The following is a 22046-nucleotide window of genomic DNA, read 5'->3' as shown; positions in this document are numbered from 1 at the left end:
TTTAATTTATTTACTTTAACAGCGGTGATTTCCCGATAACAAAGGCGGACGCTTTCGCTCCTCCAAGGGATACCCCACCTACCGAATATAGCAAATTTCTTGAAAAAACGGGTTTCTTGACAAACCAGAGTAGCCAAATGGCTGCTTATATTTTGTATGTTTTAATATAATGCCGGTCGACGGTCCTCAAACACCGGAATTTTATTGCGAACCTGGTTAACCAGCTCCAAATCGATTTCAGCGCGAAGGATGGCTTCGGACTCATTGCCTTCAACCAATATCTCCCCCCACGGATCGATAACCATCGAATGTCCAAAAAATTCAGTCGAACCGCTGATTCCTACACGATTGCAAGAAACAACGAACATTTGATTCTCGATCGCTCTTGCGGTCAAGAGAGTGCGCCAGTGATGCAGACGCGGGTTAGGCCATTCGGCAGGCACGAACATAATTTGAGCACCACCAAGAGCCAGCTTGCGGCTCAGTTCCGGGAAACGGATGTCGTAACAAATCATCATCCCAGCAGGTACTCCATCCAATTGAAGCTGTCCAATGCGTCCGCCTTCTTTTAAATACTTTTCCTCGTCCATCAGACGGAACAAGTGAATTTTAGAATAATCGGCAACCTGATTGCCTTCGCGGTCAAAAGCATAAATCGTATTATAAATGTCCTCGCCCTTCTTCTCGGCAATAGAACCTCCGATCACGTTCACACCGTGCTTGCGGCTGAACTCAGAAAGCATCGCGATGGTACGCTCACCGTTTTTGTCTGCGAGGTCATGAATTTGCTCTAAGGCATAGCCTGTATTCCACATTTCTGGAAATAATATGACGTCTGGCTTAGGTCCGCCTTCTACGGCCTCGTTAAGCATAGCCTCCAGCTTGGCGAAATTGCGTTCTGGTTCTCCAATTGCTACATCCATTTGCACCAATGCAATATTCCAACGTTTTTGTGTCATACCCTTCACCCTTCATCTTGTCTAATAACCTTTATCATAGACGAAGCTGTAATGAACTTCAATGCTTCTTAGCAATCCAAAGGGTCCAACGATCCTTCTCTTCAACGGGTTCGTTTTCTTGGATGCCTGTTTGATTTTGAATATGGTCAGTCAGCCTGATCAATTCTGCATCTGTAAGCTCATGTAATATGGAACGGCCTGCTCGCTTCAGAATATCGGAGCGATAAGCTTCGAATGAATTGAACTGTTGTCTTGTTTCCCATAGGGTAAGCTCCTTAATTTCTCCGAACCCTGATTGATTCAAGCTTCCACAAACACGTTCCGACGCATGCCGCCGGCCCGTCTCCTTCTCCTTTAATTGAGGGTAAAGCTCAAATAAATACCCCCGCAAATGCTCCCTGCTTCCCTTAAGCAAACAATCCTCGGGAGTCCGATCCTGAACAACCAGCACACCTTCAGGCTTTAAAATCCGATAGGCTTCATTAAATGCAGCAGTCAACTCATCCGAGGTTAAATGATGAATTAAAGCCCGCTCCAATATAAGCTCCACCTCTCTATCTTCAAGTCCTGTCTCCAAAGCATTCCCTTGATGAAACCTCACTTCTTGCCGCGATACGCTAGCAGCTGCTCCTTCCAACATGGCTGATGAGAAATCGATTCCTACAACCGATACTGCTCCTAGTTTAGCTAGAGCTTCCGTATAAATCCCTCCGCCGCAGCCGATATCCGCCGCACGAATTCCTTTTATCTTCACTTCTTTATTCATAAGCTGTTCCCAACTCGAGTCCGCACTTCGGCCAGTGTACATTGAGCGATTATTGCGATCATGAAAATTCATTGTCATAGATATCACTCCTAGGTTTCATTTAATGAAACTATATATTACTGAATGAAACTAATGTATTTATTTTACCACCTCTCCTCTTAAAAGAAAAGTAAAACTATCGGTGTTCTATACATGCTTTTGGTTTCGTGATACATTAATGCTAGTCCGTTGGAACGACAATAATATAGAAAATATACATGGAGTGTGACCATAGATGAGTACTTCTTCTTCATCCAACGTATCTGCCTTTTCTATTCAACCTGCCTTGCGCATGCAGGAACTGCCTACACAATTTTTCGCCAAACTGGTAGGAAAAGCGAATTTGCAAGTTGCTGCAGGACACGATGTCATTAATTTAGGGCAAGGCAATCCTGATCAGCCTACGCCATCCCATATTGTTAAAAAGCTGCAGGAAGCAGCAGAAAATCCGCAATATCACCGTTATCCGCCCTTTAACGGCTATTTATTTTTGAAGCAAGCTGTAGCTCAGAGGTACAAGGAAGACTACGGAGTGGATCTCGATCCGGAAACCGAGGTAGCGATTCTTTTCGGAGGAAAAACCGGGTTAGTCGAAATCAGCCAATGTCTACTTAACCCTGGGGATGTTTGCTTGGTGCCTGATCCTGGCTATCCGGATTATTGGTCTGGCGTTGCGCTTTCCGGAGCACGTATGTCGTTTATGCCGCTGCGCGAATCAAATGCGTTTCTGCCCGACTACAGCTCCATCCCGGCAGACGATCTGAACAAAGCAAAGCTCATGTTCATCAATTATCCGAATAACCCGACGGCCGTCAATGCCCCGGCATCCTTTTATGAAGAAACAATTCGTTTTGCCGCCAAAAATGGCATTGTCGTTGCGAGTGATTTCGCCTACGGCGCGCTTGGGTTCGACGGACAGAAACCTGTTAGCTTCCTTCAGCTTCCTGGAGCCAAAGAAGTGGGCGTCGAGTTCTATACATTATCTAAAACCTATAACATGGCTGGCTGGCGCGTTGGCTTCGCACTCGGGAATAAAGAAATTGTGCGTATGATCAACCTGATTCAAGATCATTATTACTGCAGCCTTTTCGGTGGCATTCAAGAAGCTGCTGCCGCCGCATTAACCGGTCCGCAGGACTGCGTCAGCGATCTTCTTGCCATGTATCAAGGACGTAGAGATGCTCTTTATTCAGCTCTGGATAAAATCGGCTGGAAAGCTACCCGTTCGCAAGGCTCCTTCTTCACTTGGCTTCCTGTACCTAAAGGCCATACCTCCGTATCACTTGCTGACCTGCTATTGGAAGAAGCTAAAATCGTCGTAGCTCCTGGCACCGGCTTTGGTGAAAGCGGAGAAGGCTACGTCCGCCTAGGGTTATTAACTTCGGAAGCCCGTTTGCAAGAAGCTATTGAACGTGTCGCCAAATTGAACCTGTTCGGCTAAAACGCGGGCTTATCAATCTTTACAAAACGGCTGGCAGCATGCTATGCTATAATGAATATTAAATTAAACGTGATGATGGGAATAGTAAGAAGTCCATTCGCGCTCAGAGAGTAAATTCCACCGGCTGAGAGAATTTACCGTGAACACTATCCGAACCCGCCCCGGAACGGCCAACGATGAGTTGGACGGCTGTTGACCTTGCCGTTAGTAAGGCTATCAAAGTTGGATGTTTATCATCAATTAAGGTGGTACCGCGGAAGTTCTAAGCTTCCGTCCTTAGAGGACGGGAGCTTTTTGTGTTTTTATCTTTTCGAACAGCCTCTAAGAACTTGATGCTTTTATTCAGGTAGAAAGAAGTGATTCTTCCATGCAGCAAACCATCGTAATCAAAATTGGGAGCAGTTCTCTGACATCGGATGAAGGAGGACTGAACCGCAATAACATTGTGTTCTTTGCATCCGAGCTGGCCCGTCTACATCAGCAAGGCTTCCAGGTACTGCTCGTAACCTCTGGGGCTGTAGCCGCAGGGTTTCGCGAGATGGGATACATAAACCGTCCAAAGGTACTGCACGAGAAGCAAGCGTCAGCTTCGGTCGGTCAGGCACTCCTGATGCAAGCTTACCATGAAGCATTTGCCGCTCATGGCATCGGAGTAGCCCAAATCCTGCTTACACGGTCCGACTTCTCCAATCGTCAGCGAATTCATAATGCTTCCATGACCATTGAAGAGCTGCTCCGTCATCGGATCATCCCTATAATTAACGAGAACGATACGGTAGTTGTCGATGAGCTAAAATTCGGGGACAACGATATGCTCTCCGCTTTGGTCGCAAATCTGGTCCGTGCTCAGCAGCTTATCATTCTGACTGATATCGACGGATTATACAGCGATAATCCAAGAAGCAATCCGAATGCCAAAAGATTCGATCGTGTTACCGAAATCGGTGAAGATATGTATCGGATCGCCGGAGGCTCCGGATCCTCTGTCGGCACAGGGGGCATGCGTTCCAAAATCGAAGCAGCTCGCATTGCCATGCGCGGAGGGGTTCCGGTATTCATCGGTCGAGTTCTCGAAGAAGGAGATCTAGCTGCTGCTGTTGAGGATAACGGTAAAGGAACGTACTTCATAACCAGTGAGCACAACCTGCCGATGAAGAAGCAATGGCTCGGATTTCACTCCATGCCTCAAGGCCGTATTACGGTAGATGCAGGAGCAGAAGCCGCTCTTGTTGTCGGAGGCAAAAGCCTTCTGCCTGCCGGCGTTAAGGAAGTATCAGGCGACTTTCATCCCGGTGATGTCGTTGAGGTGGTTAATCTGGAGCAGCAGACATTAGGCCGCGGGGTTGTCAATTACGCTAATTGGCAGCTGCAAGCCGTTGCTGGTCTCAGCACCGAGGAAGTTCAAAAACGGATTGAAGTTCATCGTATGGAAGTCATCCATCGCGACGAATGGATCACCTTGTCCGTCCATAAACAAGTATGAACCTATACAAATATGAGGAGGAATGAAATATGACAACCCAATCTGCAACAACAAGTGAAGTCGTTCAGAAAGCAACACTGGCGAAGCTTGCATCGCCACAACTTGGCTTGTTAACCACAGCGCAGAAAAACAGCGCCTTGCTCCTAATTGCGGATGCACTAGTAGCTGAGACCCAATCTATAATTGAAGCTAATGCCGTGGATTTACGTGAAGGCAAGCAAAACGGTACTAACGAGTCTTTGCTTGACCGCATCGCTCTTAATGAGCAGCGTATCGCCGATATCGCTCAAGGCTTGCGTGAGGTCGTTGAGCTAAAAGATCCTGTCGGTGAAGTCCTGGAACAATTTTCTCGTCCTAATGGTCTGCAAATCCGGAAAATCCGGGTGCCTATCGGCGTTATCGGAATCATTTATGAGGCACGCCCGAACGTTACCGTAGATGCTGCAGGACTTTGTCTTAAAACAGGTAATGCGGTAGTTCTGCGCGGTGGTTCGGCAGCACTCCACTCCAACAAGCGTATCGTAGAGATTATGCATGAAGCGCTCAGTCGTTCGGATGTTCCAGCGAACGCCATTCAGCTCATTCTCGATCCAAACCGTTCTTCGGTGGACGAAATGCTCAAGCTGAACGGCTTGCTGGATGTACTCATTCCTCGCGGTGGGGCTTCCCTTATTCAGAACGTCGTCAAAAATGCTACAGTCCCTGTCATTGAAACAGGAGCTGGCATTTGTCATACTTATGTGGATGAAACCGCACAATATGATATGGCGCTAAATATTGCCTTGAATGCCAAGGTCCAGCGTCCTTCCGTATGTAACTCTATGGAAACCTTGCTTATTCACGAGAGCTTTGCACAGAAGCATCTTGCTTCCATTGCCGAGCAATTCGCACAACAGAACGTCGAGCTTCGCGGCAGCGCATCCGCGCAGCAGCTCGTAGCCAGTATGAAGTCCGCATCCGATGAGGATTGGGATACTGAATATAATGACTACATTTTAAATGTGCGTGTTGTCCAAGGTTTAGATGAAGCCCTGGAACACATTCGATTGCACGGAACGAAGCATTCTGAATGTATCGTAACAGAAGACGGAGCCAATGCCGTCCGCTTCCTGAATGAAGTCGATGCGGCAGCTGTGTACCATAATGCTTCCACTCGTTTCACAGACGGTTTTGAATTCGGATTCGGTGCGGAAATCGGCATCAGTACGCAAAAGCTTCACGCTCGCGGTCCAATGGGACTTCCAGAGCTGACGTCCAGCAAATATTGCATCCAGGGCAGCGGACAAATCCGCGGCTAATCATTACAAACTTCCTTAACAGAAGGAGACTTCATTATGTCGTTAACTAGCGCTAAAATTACTTTTATTGGTGCAGGCTCTATGGCAGAAGCGATCGTTCGCGGTCTTGTCTCCCAGAAAGACGCCGATGCATCCCGCATTACGATGATCAACAGACAAGATACCGATCGGCTTGTGAAGCTGCAAGAAAGCTACGGAGTCAGCTACGCAGCAGATATCACCGACAAAAATCGTGCTACTACAGAAGCAGATGTTGTCGTAGTAGCTTTCAAACCTAAGGATGCTATCGAAGGCTTGAAAGCATTGGCTCCATTACTCAAACGTTCCCAACTGCTTGTTTCCGTTATCGCGGGAATTTCCATAGCAACCATTGAAGCTGTACTTGGTTCTTCCGGTCAAGCGATTGCCCGTACAATGCCCAATACATCCAGCTCCATTGGACTTGGAGCAACAGGTATCAGCTTTTCTTCTCAAGTATCCGAGGAGCAGCAGCAGCTTGCAATCGATATGTTCGCATCTACGGGCATCGTCTCCGTAGTCGAAGAATCAAAGCTAGATATTGTGACCGGAGTATCTGGCAGCGGTCCAGCTTATATTTATTACATGATGGAGGCCATGATCGAAGGCGGAATTCGTGGCGGGCTATCTCCTGAAGCAGCAAGAGAGCTTACGGTACAGACCGTTCTCGGCGCTGCCAACATGGTTAAGCTGACTGGTGAAGAACCGGCTGACTTGCGTCGCAAAGTCACTTCTCCTAATGGAACAACGCAAGCTGCGTTGGAGATGCTCGATCAGCACGATTTCTCAACAGGAGTAGCCAAGGCTGTGCTGCGTGCCGCTGAGCGCGCAGGCGAGCTCGGAGAAGCGATTACCTCTCAGGCTGCGGCCGTTCAATCTAAATAAAAGTAGGTGTACGTAGTGTTGAATTCATACTGTGTTGCAACATACCGCTGCTACGACGAAAAAGCCGATTTCTCCAAGAAAGCGCAAGGCATAGCTGTCGGACTCACTGTCGGCAGCTGGACGGACCTGCCTGAAGCAAAAAAAGCCGAAATGGAACGCCATCTTGGTAAAGTCGTCGATGTTAATGTCCATGAACCTGGCCCCAACGCACCTCTCTCGGAGCGTTATGCCGATATTTCCATTGCCTATCCTGATGCTAATTTCAGCCGGGATATCCCTGCCCTGCTTGTTACTGTATTCGGCAAACTGTCTATGGATGGGCGTGTAAAGCTGATCGATCTATCGTTCTCAGAATCGTTCCTCTCTGCATTTCCAGGCCCTAAATTCGGCATGCAGGGCGTTAGAGACTTACTTGGAGTCCACGATCGTCCTTTATTGATGAGTATTTTCAAATCCGTCATTGGTCACGATTTGTCCACGCTGCGTGAGCAATTTTATTTGCAGGCAGCAAGCGGCGTCGATCTGGTTAAGGATGACGAGATTTTGTTCGAGAACCCGCTCACACCGATTGAAAAGCGCGTTGAAGCTTGCATTCAAGCTTCTAAGCAAGCAGAAAGCGAAACAGGACAAAAGCTGCTGTACGCTACGAATTTGACTGGACCTACCTTCAGTCTGTTGGACCAAGCGAGAAAAGCCATTGATGCAGGCGCTAATGCGCTGCTGTTCAATGTGCTCTCCTATGGGTTCGACGTGTTGAGCGAGCTCAGCCGTCATCCTGATATTAACGTACCCATCATGGCGCATCCCGCTATGGCCGGCGCCTTTTACCCATCTCCTCACTATGGTATTGCCGCTAACGTTCTATTGGGTAAGCTGATGCGGCTTGCGGGTGCGGATCTGGTGCTGTTCCCTTCTCCTTACGGCTCAGTCGTCATGCCGCGTGAAGAGAACATGGCCATCAAAGAGGTGCTGCTAACCCAGAAAGCCTCTGATTACGTATACAGCTCCGACGGATCAGCCAATAACGGATCCTTATCTTTGAAAACAAGCTTCCCGGTACCATCCGCAGGGATTCACCCGGGTCTAGTACCTCTGATTCTCAAAGATTTCGGTGAGCAAGTCATCGTCAATGCGGGTGGAGGCATTCACGGGCACCCCATGGGTACTATTGCCGGCGGACAAGCCTTCCGTCAAGCGATTGCTGCCTGCCAAGCCGATATCCCGCTCAGAGTATATGCAGAAAATCATCCTGAGCTTAAAGCAGCCATAGAAGCCTGGGGGATTAAAGAATGAGCAAGAAAACCATCATCTTTTGCGATTTTGACGGCACCATCACCGTTAACGACAATATCGTTGCCATCATGAAGCATTTTCAGCCGCCAGGTTGGGATCAGCTCGTCGAGCAAGTTCTCTCGAAGTCGATCTCGATTCGCGAAGGTGTAGGCAAGATGTTCGCTTTGTTACCTACCTCCCGCAAACAGGAGGTTGTCGATTATGCTATTAATAATGTCGTCATTCGGCCTGGATTCAAGGAACTGCTTGAATACTGCAAGCAGCAGAACATAGAATTTTTTGTAACCAGTGGAGGTATCGACTTTTTTGTTTATCCGGTACTATCCGCGTTCTCGATTCCAAAGGATCATATTTACTGCAATGGCAGTAATTTTAGCGGAAGTCATATTGAAATCTTGTGGCCTCATGCATGCGACGATCAGTGCCATAATGATTGCGGCATGTGCAAAACAGCAATAATCCGCGGCTACTCACCGGATGAATACCATCGTATTCTAATAGGCGACAGCGTGACCGACTTTGAAGGTGCCAAGCTGGTGGACACTGTATTTGCACGCTCGATACTCGTGGACTTGTGCCGGGATCTGGGATTGAACTACTACGCCTTTAACGATTTTCACGATATAATCAAGCAGCTTGAGGAGTTGAAAGTAAAGTGAGCAGTACTTTGAAATTGGAAGAAAAGCAGCAGGCGTTCGCCGAGTTGAAGGAAGTTAAGACGATACTGGCAGCTAAAGGCTGGTTCCCGGCAACTAGCGGAAACCTGTCCATCCGCGTGGGCGATTTTGAGCCAGACAACTTTACGTTTGCCATTACGGCTAGCGGCAAGGATAAATCCGTAAATACGCCGTCTGATTTTCTATTAGTGAATGAAAAAGGACAGCCAACCGATGCAACTGGGCTGAAGCCATCCGCTGAAACGCTGATCCATTGCGAAATCTACAAGGCAACGGGCTGCGGAGCTATTTTTCACGTTCATACTGTGTTTAATAATTTGGTGTCCGAGCTGTTCTGGGAGCGCAAATCGATTCCTGTAGAGGGAGTAGAGCTGATTAAAGCGTTCAACATTTGGGATGAGGACGCGAAGATCGAAGTGCCGATCCTGCCTAACTACGCGGACATTCCGAGAATCGCTGAGCTGGTTCAGGATGCCATCGTTCCTCGTGTTCCGGGCATTATGCTGCGCAAGCACGGGATCTATGCGTGGGGAGCCAATGCATTCGAGGCGAAGCGCAATTTGGAAGCATTTGAGTATTTGTTCGAATATGTATATCGTTGGGAGCTTTTGAAAAAGTAAGAGTAAAAGCGGGACAGCCCCTTTTGGAGCTGCTCCGTTTTTTTGTTCCTCAAGGCTTTTTATCTAGCTTGTGTCATTCTCCAACCCATTCCTTTCACTAATTCGTAGACAATCTTTTTACTCAGAACTTCCTCTCCTTTTGGAGCTTCGAACCCCTCGCTTACCGGAATCGCGAACTCCACTTCGGCTTTGTTTCCTTGAATTGATTTGCCTTTAATCGCAGCGCGGCTCCAATCATAGATCGTCCCTCCGTCTGCAACTCGTTGTGCCAGTCTTCCATTGATCTCGATGAATCCAAGCTGTTCCATCAATGCTTCTGTATAAGCTGGGGTGAATACCTCTTCCAAATATTGTTTCACTTCGTTCTTCGTCTTAAATCCGCACGTATAGCTTCGGAAATCCGGGTCTCCAGCGACAGCCTCATACTCACATGCTTTTGTATTATCAATCGGTCCCCCACTGCTTACTTTCATCGATCTTGTCGACTTCTCCAAAAGCTGCATTACCTGCTGATCCGATAAATACTCTGGGGAATGATTCACTTCTGAGGCTCCGTCAATATACACGCTTTGAGCAGCTTGATCCCATTTAACCTGCTGATTCAAAGCCTGAGCTACGGCTCTTACTGGCAAATAGGTCGTACCTTCGTATATAAAGGGCTCCACCACAGCTCCATCTGTGTCTTTAGGTATGATCTGCTGTCCGTTGACATAAAGCTTAATATTGCTGTAGGCAGCTGTAATTGTTTTGGTAACCGGTGCGGCAAATGCGGAGGCAGATAGAAGAACCATGCTTGCTGCTGCCGTGCCTATTAGAAACCCTTTTAGCTTATCCTTTGAAAACATAACCATCCTCCTAAAATATTAATATTTTTTCCTGATGATACCATTTCATTATAAATACCAACGGTCGGTTTGTAAGTGGTGATAACTTCGGAAAATTGAAAAGCGACAGCCTTAGACTAAAAAAATTAGTCTTAGACTGCCGCCGTTTCATTCAGTTAAAGTTCCTATTGATTCAACAATTGATTACTATATTGCACTAAGAACATCATTTAAAACACAAACATGCACACCAATGTTCCTCATTTCTTGGATGCCCTTCTCGTAAACCTGCGACATGCAATCTGCCACCATAACAACACGGAAGTCACGCTCACTGGCTTCGTAAATGGATGTTCGCGGACAGTTAGGGAAGTTACAGCCAGAAAATACAATGGTGTCGATGTTACGCTTCTTGAGGAAAGCTTCCAAATCTGTATGATAAAAAGCACCCCAGCGAGGTTTATACATTATCCATTCATTTTCTCCAACTGACTGAAACTCTCCCTTCAAAAGCTTATGGGCATCCAGAGAACTGTAGCTTAACGGGCGGATTTCGCTTACCAATTCGGCACCATCTGAATATGGGGCAACAATCCTGGCACCTTTTTCAACAGCTTCTTTCCTGCAAATATCAACGTTTGAACCATCTTCTTTATACAAACGAATGACATGGATAATCGGCAATCCTATCTCACGATACTTTTCAAGCAATGACTTCATTTTCGGCAAAATTTGCGTAGTACCGCTGATTTGAGCAGGAGCATTCGGTAGGGTAAAATCGTTCTGGGTATCAATGGTAATCATTACGGATGTGTTCCAATTCGGACTTATATAGCTCATAAGCTCTATCCCCTCTCAGGTTTCTAACGTGTTTCAGCACATTCTAAGGTTCGCCGAACCCTATTTCATTCCATATGTCATTAGTATAAGCATATCCATTCACTGGTTCATAAGATATTCTAAATTACTTAAGGAGGAATCTTATGGCTCTTACAGTGAAACAAGCATTACTTCAAATTACAAGATTATCTGCAAAATTGGCGAACTGTGTTTCATTTAGAAGAAAGTTTGAAGACATTATTGGCGATACACAAACAAGCACTAATAAAAGAGTCCTGCAAATGAGAGCCCTGTTAAAATCAGCTGGCTTCATATCACCTAATCGGGTACGAATATTTAATGATTTGGGAGAAACGCCAAGGGTCGTCATTACTTATAGTGCAATAGACGCCCAATTAGCAACAAGTGTAACCCTATCGTTCACATTTCAATTGAATCCAGGACCCTAATGCTGATACTAAAGGACACCAATAAGGTGTCCTTTAGTATGTATCCCCACTAAAATCTGCGCTCTATAAGATCAGTATTATTCTTCTGTGATTTCCCTCAGCAACTTGGCTGGATTTCCTGCGACAATCGTATTGGCCGGTACATCAATTCGTCACTACCGAACCGGCTGCCACATTAGAATTGTCACCGATTGTCACTCCCGGCAAAATGGCGCAATGCCCACCGATCCAGACATTATTGCCAATCGTAATCGGAATACCGTATCCGCTTTTATTCCGCTCCATCTTTACGATTCGGCATTCAAATTTGAACTATCCTGCAAAACAAAAAAACCTTCAATCCTCTTTCAAATAGAAAGTAGATTGAAGGTTACTCGGAAGGATATTAAAAATTATTTACCGTATTCGCTTGGGTTCAAGCGCCAGGATTTCAATAGTTCAAGATCCTGCTGCTGAATACTACCTTGCTTCAAGGCTACGTCCACAAGAGTTGTGTAATTGCTCAAAGTTTCAAAAGGAATTCCCGCACTTGCAAACGCTTCTGTCGCTTTCTCAAACTGGTAGGAGAAAATCCCCAGTACGCCTTGAGCTTGCGCTCCTGCTTCATTAACAGCAACAGCCACTTTCAGCGAGCTGCCTCCGGTAGAGATCAAGTCTTCAATAACGACTGTTTTTTGACCCGGGCGGATAACGCCTTCGATCAGGTTTTCTTTACCGTGTCCTTTTGCTTTATCCCTAACATACACCATAGGAAGATTCAGCTTTTGCGCTACCCACGCCGCATGAGGAATACCACCTGTCGCTGCTCCAGCAATCACTTCAACATCAGGGAAGTTTTCACGGATTAACGATATGAAGCCTTCTGCGATCAGCTCACGAATTTCCGGATAAGAAATCGTTAACCGGTTATCGCAATAAATAGGGGATTTCATGCCGGAAGCCCAAGTGAATGGCTGGTTCGGACGAAGGGTCACAGCTTGAATACGGAGAAGGGCATCTGCGATTTGCTCCGCTAACAATGTGTTCGTTCTAATTGTATTTGTAGTCATGATTGGACACGTCTCCTTTTGTGCGGTTCTATCTATAGGATCATTTCATTTATTGGCTAACGGATTGAATAATCGCTTCCAAAGCGCTTCTAGGGTCCTTTGCAGCCGTTATCGGACGTCCGATAACCACGTAATCCGTTCCCTGTGCAAAAGCTTCTGCAGGGGTCATTACGCGTGTCTGATCACCAATATCCGCTCCAGCGGGACGAATTCCCGGTGTCACGGTTACAAATTCAGCACCGCAAGCCCCTTTTATCTTCGTCACCTCTAATGGAGAGGCTACAACTCCATGCAATCCAGCACTTTGTGCCAGTCGGGCGTAGCGAAGAACAGCTTCTTCCACACTGCCACCAATACCAATCTCTTCATTCATCACGGCTTGACTGGTACTGGTAAGCTGAGTGACACCGATGACGATCGGTTTGTCAGTACCGCCATTGAGTGCCTTATCCACGCCCTCAAGGGCCGCCTCCATCATTTGCTTGCCGCCGGCTGCATGAACGTTGAACATATCGACACCAAGTATTGTTACACTCTCAGATCCGCCTTTAACGGTATTGGGAATGTCGTGCATTTTCACATCCAGGAACACTTTATAGCCCTGCTCCTTCAAGCTGGATACAAACTGAGGACCCGCGCTATAGAACAGCTGCATACCGACTTTCATATAGCATGGAATACCCTTTAAAGCTTCGATCAGCTGCCGGGCTTCCGCCGCGCCTGGATAATCCAGCGCTACCATAATTCTCTCCGCTACATTTGTTTGAACTGGCACGTTACTTTGCCTCCCGAGTCATTTTGACGCCTATGGACGCCTAATCAAGGGATTAGCACAGCATCCCGCTTCTTTCCCGGGCCGCTGTGCTAATCTTCTAGTTATCTATTATGCGTGATGTGCAGGCATCGGTCTCGATTGGAAATTGATCGCTTCAAGCATATGCCACAACGCTCTTACTGTATCAAGAGAAGTCATGCAGACAACTCCGTTCTCAACAGCTTCACGGCGGATACGGAAGCCGTCACGCTCAGGCGTTTTTCCTTTGGTCAATGTATTGACCACAAAGTGGGCTTCTCCATTACGGATCAAATCAAGAATGTTCGGCGAACCTTCGCTCAGCTTGTTCACATGTGTTACATGCAAGCCAGCTTCTTCAAGAGCCTTGGCTGTGCCTCCTGTAGCAACGATTTTGTAACCCAGATTGTAGAAGCCGGTTAAGATCTCAATCGCTTCCTCTTTATCTTTATCGGCTACAGTCGCAATGATTGCGCCTGTTGGAGGAATTTTCATTCCCGAGCCAATCAATCCTTTATAAAGAGCTTTAGCGAATGTCTGATCGCGTCCCATTACTTCGCCTGTGGACTTCATTTCAGGTCCCAACGTCGTATCTACACGGCGCAATTTAGCGAAGGAGAATACAGGCACTTTTACGGATACATAATCATCTTCTGGCCACAATCCGGTTTGGTAACCGAGATCAGCAAGCTTTTCACCCATGATAAGGCGTGTTGCCAAGTTAGCCATTGGAATTTTCGTTACTTTACTCAAGAAAGGAACCGTTCTGGAAGAACGCGGATTCACTTCAATTACGTAAGCTTGGTCTTGATAAATGACGAACTGGATGTTAACCAGACCGACGACTTCAAGGCCTCTAGCAATTTTCGTAGTGATATCGATAATTTGCTGTTTAATTTCTTCCGAGATGGTTTGCGGCGGATAGACGGCGATAGAGTCACCGGAGTGAACGCCTGCTCTCTCAACATGTTCCATAATACCTGGGATCAGTACAGTTTCTTTGTCGCAGATTGCGTCAACTTCTACCTCTTTACCCAGCATATAACGGTCAATCAGTACCGGATGTTCAGGGTTGATTTTCACTGCATATTCCATGTAGCTCAGCAAATCTTCGTCGGAATATACGATTTCCATTGCGCGGCCACCCAATACATAGGATGGACGAACGAGCACTGGGTAACCGAATCTGGAAGCCATGCCTACAGCTTGGTCTACCGAAGTAACGGTACCGCCAGGAGGTTGCGCAATGTCCAAGCCGCGAAGCAGGGCTTCGAACTTTTTACGGTCTTCAGCTGCATCGATATTTTCCAGGTCTGTTCCCAAGATTTTCACGCCCGCTTTAGCCAAAGGAGCAGCCAGGTTGATAGCGGTTTGTCCACCGAATTGAACGATAACGCCGATCGGTTTTTCACGCTCGATTACGTTCATAACATCTTCGAAGAACAGCGGCTCGAAGTACAGACGATCGGAAGTATTAAAGTCCGTCGAAACGGTCTCTGGATTGTTATTAATAATGACAGCTTCATAACCAGCAGCTTGAATCGCCCATACCGCATGCACGGTGGAGTAATCAAACTCAATACCTTGTCCGATACGGATAGGTCCGGAACCTAGAACAACTACTTTTTCCTTCGTTGTTTCTTTCACTTCATCTTCTGTCTCGTATGTCGAGTAGTAGTAAGGAGTCGTAGCTTCAAACTCAGCTGCGCAAGTATCAACCATTTTGTAAACTGGTTTCAGGTTCAAGCTCAAGCGATAAGCGCGAACGTCCGCTTCCTGAGTGAAGTTTAATCCTTTATCCGCATTACGGCGAATTTCCGCAATAGCGCGATCCGTGAAGCCTTTTCGCTTTGCTTCGTACAGAAGCTCTTGTGTCAATTCAGGTTGAAGCAGCTGCTCTTCGAATTGAATAAGTCCTTCGAGCTTACTTAGGAACCACCAGTCGATTTTGGTCAAATCTTGAACTTGCTGAAGCGTGTAGCCGCGGCGATATGCTTCTGCGATTAAGAACATACGCTCGTCATCCGGTTTGATCAGACGCGCTTCTAGCGTTTCTTTATCTAATAAGTCTGTTTCTTTTAAGTACAGGCGGTGAACACCGATTTCAAGCGAGCGGATCGCTTTATGAATCGATTCTTCGAAAGTACGGCCGATTGCCATGACTTCTCCAGTCGCTTTCATTTGCGTTCCCAGCTTACGGTTAGCCGCAGTAAATTTATCAAAAGGCCAACGAGGGATTTTCGATACAATGTAATCCAGTGTAGGCTCGAAGCAAGCGTAGGTTTGGCCAGTAACTGGGTTGATGATTTCATCCAATGTGTAACCGATAGCGATTTTAGCAGCCATTTTGGCAATTGGATAACCAGTCGCTTTGGAAGCCAAAGCCGAAGAACGGCTTACACGTGGGTTTACTTCAATAACATAGTATTGGTAGCTGAATGGATCCAGCGCAAATTGTACGTTACAACCGCCTTCGATGTTCAAGGCGCGAATAATTTTGAGAGAAGCGGAACGAAGCATTTGGTATTCACGGTCGGACAACGTTTGGCTAGGTGCCACAACGATACTGTCTCCTGTATGAACGCCAACCGGATCGAAGTTCTCCATGTTACAAACAACAATACAGTTATCGTTCGCATCACGCATAACCTCGTACTCGACTTCTTTCATTCCAGCGATGCTCTTCTCGATCAAACACTGACCGATTGGGCTGTAACGGATACCTGAAGCAACCGTCTCAAGCAGTTCCTCCTCGTTGGCGCAAATACCGCCGCCAGTACCACCCAATGTGTAAGCTGGACGCACGATAATCGGATAACCGATCTCATTTGCAAAGTCAACAGCCTCTTGAATCGTAGTAACGATAGTGCTGTCTGGTACTGGTTGTTCCAGTTCTCTCATCAAGTCACGGAACAAGTCACGGTCTTCCGCCTTCTCGATTGCTGTGAGCTGCGTACCGAGCAGCTTCACGTTCTCGCGTTCAAGAACTCCTGCACGCGCTAATTCCACAGCCATGTTCAAGCCCGTTTGACCGCCTAGTGTAGGCAGCAAACCGTCAGGACGCTCCTGACGAATGATTTGCGTTACGAATTCAAGTGTAATCGGTTCGATGTACACTTTATCCGCCATGTTGGTGTCGGTCATGATCGTAGCAGGGTTGCTGTTGATCAGGACGACCTCCATCCCTTCCTCTTTCAAGGCTTGGCAAGCCTGTGTGCCGGCATAGTCGAACTCAGCCGCTTGACCGATAACGATTGGACCGGAACCGATAACTAGTATTTTTTTCAAGCTATTATTTTTTGGCATAGTGCAATTCTCCTTTCGATGCAGGGGCAGCGGAGCCCGCAGGTTGAGCGCCAAGCTTGGAAGCAGCCGAAATTTGCGCTTGTCTTGGTAATTGCGGCTTCGATGTTTTGAAGTCACGAATCATTTGAACGAAGTCATCGAACAAGTAGCTGGAGTCGTAAGGACCCGGAGCCGCTTCCGGATGGTATTGCACCGAGAATGCTGCATGCTTCTTATGTTTTAAGCCTTCGATAGTTTGATCATTGTTGTTGATATGTGTAACTTCCAACTCCGTATTGGCGATGGATTCTTCTTTAACCGTATAACCGTGGTTTTGCGATGTAATGTAGCAGCGATTCGTCTTAAGATCTTTTACAGGGTGATTCCCACCGCGATGTCCGAACTTAAGCTTCTCTGTATCAGCGCCGCATGCAAGTGCAAGCAGTTGGTGACCCAGGCAAATACCGAAGATAGGGAACTCTCCGAGAATTTCGGAAATCATCTTCGCAGCATGAGGAACATCTTTCGGGTCCCCAGGGCCGTTGGACAGCATAATGCCATCTGGAGCCAGGCGGCGGATTTGATCTGCTGTTGCGTCTTGAGGCACTACGACCACGTCGCAGCCACGGCTTGTCAAATCGCGAATGATTCCGCTTTTCGCACCGAAATCTACAACAACTACGCGCTCTTTGGAGCCAGGGCAGCCAAATACGCTTTTTGTAGAAACACGTGCTACTTGATCCGTCATCAGTGGAGTTGCTTTCAATTGCTCTAGCAGCTCAGCAGCTGATTTATTGGAAGTCGTAAGCAAGCCTTTCATTACCCCGTGGTGGCGGATAAGGCGAGTCAGCATCCGAGTGTCCACACCGCTGATTCCGATAATGCCGTACTCTTTCAGCAAGCTGTCAACCGAGTATTCTGCTCTCCAGTTACTTGGAACTGTTTCATGCTCACGCACAACGAATCCGTGAACGAAAGGACGAATCGATTCGAAATCGTCGCGTGTAATCCCGTAGTTACCGATCAGCGGATAAGTCATCGTTACGATTTGTCCGCAATAAGACGGGTCGGAAAGAACCTCTTGATATCCTGTAATCCCTGTATTAAAAACGACCTCACCTGTCGATTCGCCTTCACTACCAAATGCTTTTCCGGTAAAAATCGTACCGTCTTCCAATACCAATCTTGCCTGCATCGCCTTCAACTCCTTCTCAGTGTAAAAAAACCTCTATGTTTAAAATGAACGATGAATTGCTTAAGTACACAAGTTATCTATCCCTAACCGGGAGTTATTAAGCTTCGGACCAAACCACTTTGCCGCCGAATATAGTCAAGGTTGGCCAGCCTTTTAGTTTCCAACCGGTAAACGGTGTGTTGCGCCCTTTGGAAGCGAACTCTTCCGGATTAACCTCTTTTTCCGATTCCAGATCAATGATCGCGATATCTGCTTCTTTACCTACCTCAAGAGTTCCGAGGGACAAACCGAATACTTGCGCTGGAAGGGAAGTCATTTTCTCTACCAGGAATTGAAGTGTCCATTGGCCTGTAGCTACGAATTTAGTATACAAGAGCGGGAATGCCGTCTCGAAGCCTACAATACCGAAAGGTGCTAAATCGACGCCGCGCGCTTTTTCCTCTTCGCTATGAGGTGCATGGTCAGTTACGATAATATCGATCGTGCCGTCCAGTAAGCCTTCGATACATGCTTGAACGTCTCTTGGAGTGCGCAGTGGAGGGTTCATCTTCCAGTTGGCATCCATGCCCGGGATATCTTCATCCGACAGCAGCAGATGATGCGGACAAACCTCAGCGGTTACTTTAATTCCAAATTGCTTCGCATGGCGGATCAGACGAACCGATTGTTCCGTACTCACGTGACATACATGGTAGTGTACGCCAGTAGCTTCTGCCAACAGCACATCACGTCCAACATGGATGGCTTCTGACTCATTAGGAATACCTTTCAGTCCGTGCTTTTTGGAGAATGCGCCTTCGCTTACCCATGCACCTTCCACCAACGTGTTATCCTCGCAGTGAGCGATAACCGGCATTCCGATTGACGCGGCTTTAGCCATTGCATCCTTCATCATTTGAGCGCTTTGTACGCCCACACCGTCGTCCGTGTACCCAATGACTCCAGCTTCTTTAAGTGCGTCGAAATCCGTCAGCTCGCGACCGAGCTCGTTTTTAGTAATACATCCGTATGGCAGCACTCGAACAACGCCTTCTGTTGCAGCCTTGTCCAGTACATACTTAACAGTGTCAACGGTATCGATAATCGGGCGCGTATTAGGCATGCAGGCGATCGTCGTGTATCCTCCGCGAGCTGCGGAACGAGTACCTGTTGCGATGGTTTCTTTATGTTCAAAGCCCGGTTCGCGCAGGTGAACGTGCATATCGATTAAACCTGGAGTTACGAGCTTGCCGGCCGCATCAATAACCGTATGTCCAGCTGTATCCGGTTGTCCGTTAGCTGCATCGACGATCTTCTCGATTGTATTTCCTTCTACTAAAATATGTTGTTTTGCCAACTCGTTGCTAGCAGCAACCACTTGAGCGTTTAAGATCCAGATTCCCATAATGCCCTCCCTGTAATTCGTTATTACCTATAGTGTGTCCAGCAATTGGATTCTTCCCCATAAGCAGCAAAGCCTCGATAACATTCTCTCGATTAGCTCAGCGCTCTCTCAATTACGGCCATGCGGATAGGTACTCCATGTCCCATTTGCGCAAAAATCTTCGAGCGTTCGCATTCCACAAGCTCATCATCAATCTCTACATTACGATTCACTGGAGCCGGATGCATGATAATCGCATGCTTAGGCATCATGGCTTCTCTTTTCACTGTCAGTCCGTAGGCCTCTCGGTAATCCTCAGTGGATTTAAAAGTATTCTCTTCATGACGCTCCAATTGGACTCGCAGCATCATAACAACATCTGCTTGAATCGCTTGATCCATTGAGATGTAAGGAGCATATGCGGCCAGTTCAGGAGCTTGCATACTCGTTGGAGCGCAGAAGCTTACTTTCGCTCCCATGGCCTGCAGCGCCCATAAGTTCGAGCGTGCTACTCGGCTGTGCTGAATGTCACCGATGATCGACACGTTCAGCCCTTTTAGATGACCGAAATGCTTGCGCATCGTGTAGATATCCAGCAGCGCTTGAGTCGGATGCTCATTGCTTCCGTCTCCTGCGTTGATCAGCGGCACTTTAATCTTCTCGGCCAGCTCAGCGAGCAAGCCATTCGGCTTCATCCGGATAACTCCCGCGTCAATGCCCATAGATTCAAGAGTTTTGACGGTATCGTAGATCGATTCCCCTTTTTGAACGCTCGATACGGCTGCCGCGAAGTTCAAAACTTCGGCACCCAATCGTTTCTCAGCCACTTCAAACGAGAATCGTGTTCTTGTGCTATTTTCAAAAAACATGTTCGCTACAAAACGGCCTTGCAAGTGATTGGCCAGCTTCACCGGGTACTGCTCCCAGTAAGCGGCGCGATCCAATATCGAGGTGATTTCTTCAGCGCTCATCCCTTTGATACCTAACAAATGCCTCTCTGCTGCAACCTTCAACTGTGTCATCCGTTTTGCCTCCTATGCTGGGTAATGACAACTTGATCTGTGCCGTCCACTTCATTCAGTAATACCTCAATGGATTCTAGACGCGAGGTTGGGATGTTCTTCCCAACATAATCAGGTCGAATCGGTAATTCGCGATGTCCCCTATCCACTAGAACAGCCAGTTGAATCATCTGTGGCCTTCCCAAATCCATTAACGCATCCATGGCTGCTCTGACTGTTCTCCCAGTGAACAGCACATCATCGAAGAGGATCAATTTCTTATTATGAATGTCCATTCCCGATGCTTCCGCATCACTGCTATTTACTGCCCGTTCGAATCTGCCAGAGCGGTCATCCCGGTATCGAGTCACATCGATTTCTCCTATTGGGACCGGTACGTTCTCGATTTCCAAGATTCGCTCGGCAATTCTTCTTGCCAGATAAATGCCTCGGGTTCGGACTCCGATTAACATACAATTCTCGAAGCCTTTATTTCTTTCCAAAATTTCATGAGCGATCCGGGTTAACGCGCGGCGCATTCCCGTCTCGTCCATTAGCACATGTTCAGCTTCTTGCGCCAAGGTCTTCGACCTCCTGCTTCAGTAAGTGATTGGCAAAACAAAAAACCTTGCTTATTGGGCAAGGTTTGCGGACACAAGGACACAAGCGGTCAAGGACATACGAAGTCTGTACGCGCAGACTACGGAACTGTCCAAGTTACCGTTTATTCCATTCGTTCACCTTGCCAGCCTCTCGGGACTGAGTTTAAAGGTGCTATTCAGTTGCAAGTATTATCTCATGCTCGACAGCCTCTGTCAATAGCAACTGTCGATGTTTGTCGACGGATACATTGCTAGAACATCGCATTTATGCTATAAAGGAAAGGAATGATTTCGTTGTGCCCGATATCGGTCCGGTACACGTTATTTTACATAAGGAGTTGGAATTAATATGTTGGAAATGAACACAGAAGAAGTTATTAATTTTATTAAAACCAGCACGAAAAAAACCCCAGTGAAAGTATATGTGAAGGGCGATTTGGAATCCATCGATTTCGGAGCTAGCATCCAATCCTTCATCTCCGGTAAGAGCGGCGTACTGTTCGGCGAATGGACAGAAGTAAAACGCGTTATCGACGAGAACCAAGCTAAAATTGAAGATTATGTTGTAGAGAACGACCGTCGCAATTCGGCTATTCCTATGCTTGATCTGAAAAACATCAATGCTCGTATCGAGCCAGGCGCTATTATCCGTGATAAAGTAGCTATCGGCGACAATGCTATCATCATGATGGGCGCTTCCATCAACATCGGTGCTTCCATCGGTGCTGGCACTATGATCGACATGAACGTTGTCGTTGGCGGCCGTGCTAAAATCGGCGCTATGTGCCATATCGGTGCAGGTTCCGTAGTTGCAGGCGTTATCGAGCCTCCATCAGCTCAACCTGTTGTTATCGAAGACGATGTCCTTGTAGGCGCTAATGCCGTTATCCTTGAGGGCGTTCGTATCGGTAAAGGCTCTGTTGTTGCCGCTGGTGCTGTGGTTACTGTAGATGTTCCTGAGAACACGGTTGTTGCCGGAGCTCCTGCTCGCGTAATTAAAACGGTTGACGCTAAAACCAAGTCCAAAACCGAAATTTTGCAAGACCTGCGCACACTGTAAGCAAAGTGCCTGGCAGAAGGCTCGGCGATTATCGCCGGGCTTTTTGTAATTTCTTATCCCGTCAGCTTTGAGGTCACACCATCCCTCATCAATATATTCTAAGAAC

20 protein-coding genes and 1 pseudogene are annotated in these 22046 nt (G+C 47.2%); 9 read left to right on the top strand and 12 right to left on the bottom strand.

The features are described from left to right. Positions 1-161: 161 nt before the first annotated feature. Both QMA13_RS11875 and QMA13_RS11870 read right to left on the bottom strand, forming a co-directional pair. The gene (locus tag QMA13_RS11875; RefSeq protein WP_282941574.1) at positions 162-959 is read right to left on the bottom strand and encodes a carbon-nitrogen family hydrolase; all 798 of its coding nucleotides are present in this window, start codon (positions 957-959) and stop codon (positions 162-164) included. A 58-nt stretch (positions 960-1017) separates the two neighbouring features. Beyond that, positions 1018-1803, bottom strand: coding sequence for a class I SAM-dependent methyltransferase (locus QMA13_RS11870; RefSeq protein WP_282941573.1), 786 nt, complete (start codon positions 1801-1803; stop codon positions 1018-1020). A 196-nt stretch (positions 1804-1999) separates the two neighbouring features. Here QMA13_RS11870 and QMA13_RS11865 point away from each other — a divergent pair, with 196 nt between their 5' ends. From QMA13_RS11865 to mtnB, 7 genes are all read left to right on the top strand, one after another. Continuing rightward, positions 2000-3205: a pyridoxal phosphate-dependent aminotransferase gene (locus QMA13_RS11865; RefSeq protein ID WP_282941572.1), complete on the top strand. Its 1206-nt coding sequence runs from the start codon at positions 2000-2002 to the stop codon at positions 3203-3205. Positions 3206-3572: 367 nt separating this feature from the next. Then, positions 3573-4688: a glutamate 5-kinase gene (gene proB, locus QMA13_RS11860; protein WP_282941570.1), complete on the top strand. Its 1116-nt coding sequence runs from the start codon at positions 3573-3575 to the stop codon at positions 4686-4688. Between the two features lie 29 nt (positions 4689-4717). After that, complete coding sequence (locus QMA13_RS11855) at positions 4718-5986, top strand: glutamate-5-semialdehyde dehydrogenase (protein WP_282941569.1); 1269 nt, start codon at positions 4718-4720, stop codon at positions 5984-5986. A 36-nt stretch (positions 5987-6022) separates the two neighbouring features. Further along, entirely contained in the window at positions 6023-6889 is an 867-nt protein-coding gene (proC, locus tag QMA13_RS11850) for a pyrroline-5-carboxylate reductase (protein WP_282941568.1), read from the top strand. A gap of 18 nt (positions 6890-6907) precedes the next feature. Further along, complete coding sequence (locus tag QMA13_RS11845) at positions 6908-8182, top strand: 2,3-diketo-5-methylthiopentyl-1-phosphate enolase (protein WP_282941567.1); 1275 nt, start codon at positions 6908-6910, stop codon at positions 8180-8182. Next, a complete protein-coding gene (locus QMA13_RS11840; protein WP_282941566.1) occupies positions 8179-8841 on the top strand; it encodes a 2-hydroxy-3-keto-5-methylthiopentenyl-1-phosphate phosphatase in 663 nt (220 codons plus the stop codon). Before QMA13_RS11845 ends, QMA13_RS11840 begins: the two co-directional genes overlap by 4 nt. After that, positions 8838-9479 carry a methylthioribulose 1-phosphate dehydratase gene (gene mtnB / locus QMA13_RS11835; protein WP_282941565.1) on the top strand — a complete coding sequence of 214 codons (642 nt, stop codon included), beginning with the start codon at positions 8838-8840 and terminating at the stop codon, positions 9477-9479. Before QMA13_RS11840 ends, mtnB begins: the two co-directional genes overlap by 4 nt. Positions 9480-9538: 59 nt before the next feature. Here mtnB and QMA13_RS11830 read toward each other — a convergent pair whose 3' ends face one another. Together QMA13_RS11830 and QMA13_RS11825 are read right to left on the bottom strand one after the other, a co-directional pair. After that, positions 9539-10324: a DL-endopeptidase inhibitor IseA family protein gene (locus tag QMA13_RS11830; protein ID WP_282941564.1), complete on the bottom strand. Its 786-nt coding sequence runs from the start codon at positions 10322-10324 to the stop codon at positions 9539-9541. Between the two features lie 186 nt (positions 10325-10510). Further along, positions 10511-11143, bottom strand: coding sequence for a cysteine hydrolase family protein (locus tag QMA13_RS11825; protein WP_282941563.1), 633 nt, complete (start codon positions 11141-11143; stop codon positions 10511-10513). A 143-nt stretch (positions 11144-11286) separates the two neighbouring features. On the opposite strand from QMA13_RS11825, the gene QMA13_RS11820 reads away from it, so the two are divergent. After that, positions 11287-11592 (top strand): hypothetical protein, encoded by a 306-nt coding sequence (locus QMA13_RS11820; protein ID WP_282941562.1) that lies wholly within the window; start codon positions 11287-11289, stop codon positions 11590-11592. 77 nt (positions 11593-11669) lie between these two features. Here the strand turns inward: QMA13_RS11820 and QMA13_RS11815 are convergent. From QMA13_RS11815 to pyrR, 8 genes and pseudogenes are all read right to left on the bottom strand, one after another. Beyond that, positions 11670-11847: pseudogene (locus QMA13_RS11815) on the bottom strand (DapH/DapD/GlmU-related protein); the annotation flags it as partial. 137 nt (positions 11848-11984) lie between these two features. Then, positions 11985-12641: an orotate phosphoribosyltransferase gene (gene pyrE, locus QMA13_RS11810; protein WP_282941561.1), complete on the bottom strand. Its 657-nt coding sequence runs from the start codon at positions 12639-12641 to the stop codon at positions 11985-11987. A gap of 49 nt (positions 12642-12690) precedes the next feature. After that, the gene (gene pyrF / locus QMA13_RS11805; RefSeq protein WP_282943377.1) at positions 12691-13383 is read right to left on the bottom strand and encodes an orotidine-5'-phosphate decarboxylase; all 693 of its coding nucleotides are present in this window, start codon (positions 13381-13383) and stop codon (positions 12691-12693) included. A 141-nt stretch (positions 13384-13524) separates the two neighbouring features. Continuing rightward, complete coding sequence (carB, locus tag QMA13_RS11800) at positions 13525-16740, bottom strand: carbamoyl-phosphate synthase large subunit (RefSeq protein WP_282941560.1); 3216 nt, start codon at positions 16738-16740, stop codon at positions 13525-13527. Then, entirely contained in the window at positions 16727-17914 is a 1188-nt protein-coding gene (locus tag QMA13_RS11795) for a carbamoyl phosphate synthase small subunit (RefSeq protein WP_282941559.1), read from the bottom strand. The genes carB and QMA13_RS11795 overlap by 14 nt, the downstream gene beginning before the upstream one ends. Before the next feature lie 97 nt (positions 17915-18011). Then, the gene (locus QMA13_RS11790; protein WP_282941557.1) at positions 18012-19298 is read right to left on the bottom strand and encodes a dihydroorotase; all 1287 of its coding nucleotides are present in this window, start codon (positions 19296-19298) and stop codon (positions 18012-18014) included. A 92-nt stretch (positions 19299-19390) separates the two neighbouring features. Beyond that, positions 19391-20299 (bottom strand): aspartate carbamoyltransferase catalytic subunit, encoded by a 909-nt coding sequence (locus tag QMA13_RS11785; RefSeq protein ID WP_282941555.1) that lies wholly within the window; start codon positions 20297-20299, stop codon positions 19391-19393. Continuing rightward, entirely contained in the window at positions 20296-20832 is a 537-nt protein-coding gene (gene pyrR / locus QMA13_RS11780; RefSeq protein ID WP_481858214.1) for a bifunctional pyr operon transcriptional regulator/uracil phosphoribosyltransferase PyrR, read from the bottom strand. The genes QMA13_RS11785 and pyrR overlap by 4 nt, the downstream gene beginning before the upstream one ends. A gap of 397 nt (positions 20833-21229) precedes the next feature. Here pyrR and dapD point away from each other — a divergent pair, with 397 nt between their 5' ends. Continuing rightward, positions 21230-21940 carry a 2,3,4,5-tetrahydropyridine-2,6-dicarboxylate N-acetyltransferase gene (dapD, locus tag QMA13_RS11775; RefSeq protein ID WP_282941553.1) on the top strand — a complete coding sequence of 237 codons (711 nt, stop codon included), beginning with the start codon at positions 21230-21232 and terminating at the stop codon, positions 21938-21940. The last annotated feature ends 106 nt before the right edge of the window (positions 21941-22046 follow it).

This window comes from Paenibacillus sp. RC67 (assembly GCF_030020805.1).
Classification (GTDB): domain Bacteria; phylum Bacillota; class Bacilli; order Paenibacillales; family NBRC-103111; genus Paenibacillus_S.
Note: the sequence above shows the minus strand (reverse complement) of the source record. Positions and strands in the feature narration are given on the sequence as shown.

Bases quoted from the DNA above. Each gene is read 5' to 3' on its own strand.
- QMA13_RS11790 (WP_282941557.1), bottom strand. From the start codon at position 19,298: ATGGGAATCTGGATCTTAAACGCTCAAGTGGTTGCTGCTAGCAACGAG.
- proB (WP_282941570.1), top strand. From the start codon at position 3,573: ATGCAGCAAACCATCGTAATCAAAATTGGGAGCAGTTCTCTGACATCG.
- QMA13_RS11795 (WP_282941559.1), bottom strand. From the start codon at position 17,914: ATGCAGGCAAGATTGGTATTGGAAGACGGTACGATTTTTACCGGAAAA.
- QMA13_RS11825 (WP_282941563.1), bottom strand. From the start codon at position 11,143: ATGAGCTATATAAGTCCGAATTGGAACACATCCGTAATGATTACCATT.
- QMA13_RS11840 (WP_282941566.1), top strand. From the start codon at position 8,179: ATGAGCAAGAAAACCATCATCTTTTGCGATTTTGACGGCACCATCACC.
- pyrR (WP_481858214.1), bottom strand. From the start codon at position 20,832: ATGGACGAGACGGGAATGCGCCGCGCGTTAACCCGGATCGCTCATGAA.
- QMA13_RS11875 (WP_282941574.1), bottom strand. From the start codon at position 959: ATGACACAAAAACGTTGGAATATTGCATTGGTGCAAATGGATGTAGCA.
- QMA13_RS11870 (WP_282941573.1), bottom strand. From the start codon at position 1,803: ATGACAATGAATTTTCATGATCGCAATAATCGCTCAATGTACACTGGC.
- proC (WP_282941568.1), top strand. From the start codon at position 6,023: ATGTCGTTAACTAGCGCTAAAATTACTTTTATTGGTGCAGGCTCTATG.
- pyrE (WP_282941561.1), bottom strand. From the start codon at position 12,641: ATGACTACAAATACAATTAGAACGAACACATTGTTAGCGGAGCAAATC.
- QMA13_RS11855 (WP_282941569.1), top strand. From the start codon at position 4,718: ATGACAACCCAATCTGCAACAACAAGTGAAGTCGTTCAGAAAGCAACA.
- QMA13_RS11820 (WP_282941562.1), top strand. From the start codon at position 11,287: ATGGCTCTTACAGTGAAACAAGCATTACTTCAAATTACAAGATTATCT.
- pyrF (WP_282943377.1), bottom strand. From the start codon at position 13,383: ATGGTAGCGCTGGATTATCCAGGCGCGGCGGAAGCCCGGCAGCTGATC.
- QMA13_RS11865 (WP_282941572.1), top strand. From the start codon at position 2,000: ATGAGTACTTCTTCTTCATCCAACGTATCTGCCTTTTCTATTCAACCT.
- QMA13_RS11830 (WP_282941564.1), bottom strand. From the start codon at position 10,324: ATGTTTTCAAAGGATAAGCTAAAAGGGTTTCTAATAGGCACGGCAGCA.
- QMA13_RS11785 (WP_282941555.1), bottom strand. From the start codon at position 20,299: ATGACACAGTTGAAGGTTGCAGCAGAGAGGCATTTGTTAGGTATCAAA.
- carB (WP_282941560.1), bottom strand. From the start codon at position 16,740: ATGCCAAAAAATAATAGCTTGAAAAAAATACTAGTTATCGGTTCCGGT.
- dapD (WP_282941553.1), top strand. From the start codon at position 21,230: ATGTTGGAAATGAACACAGAAGAAGTTATTAATTTTATTAAAACCAGC.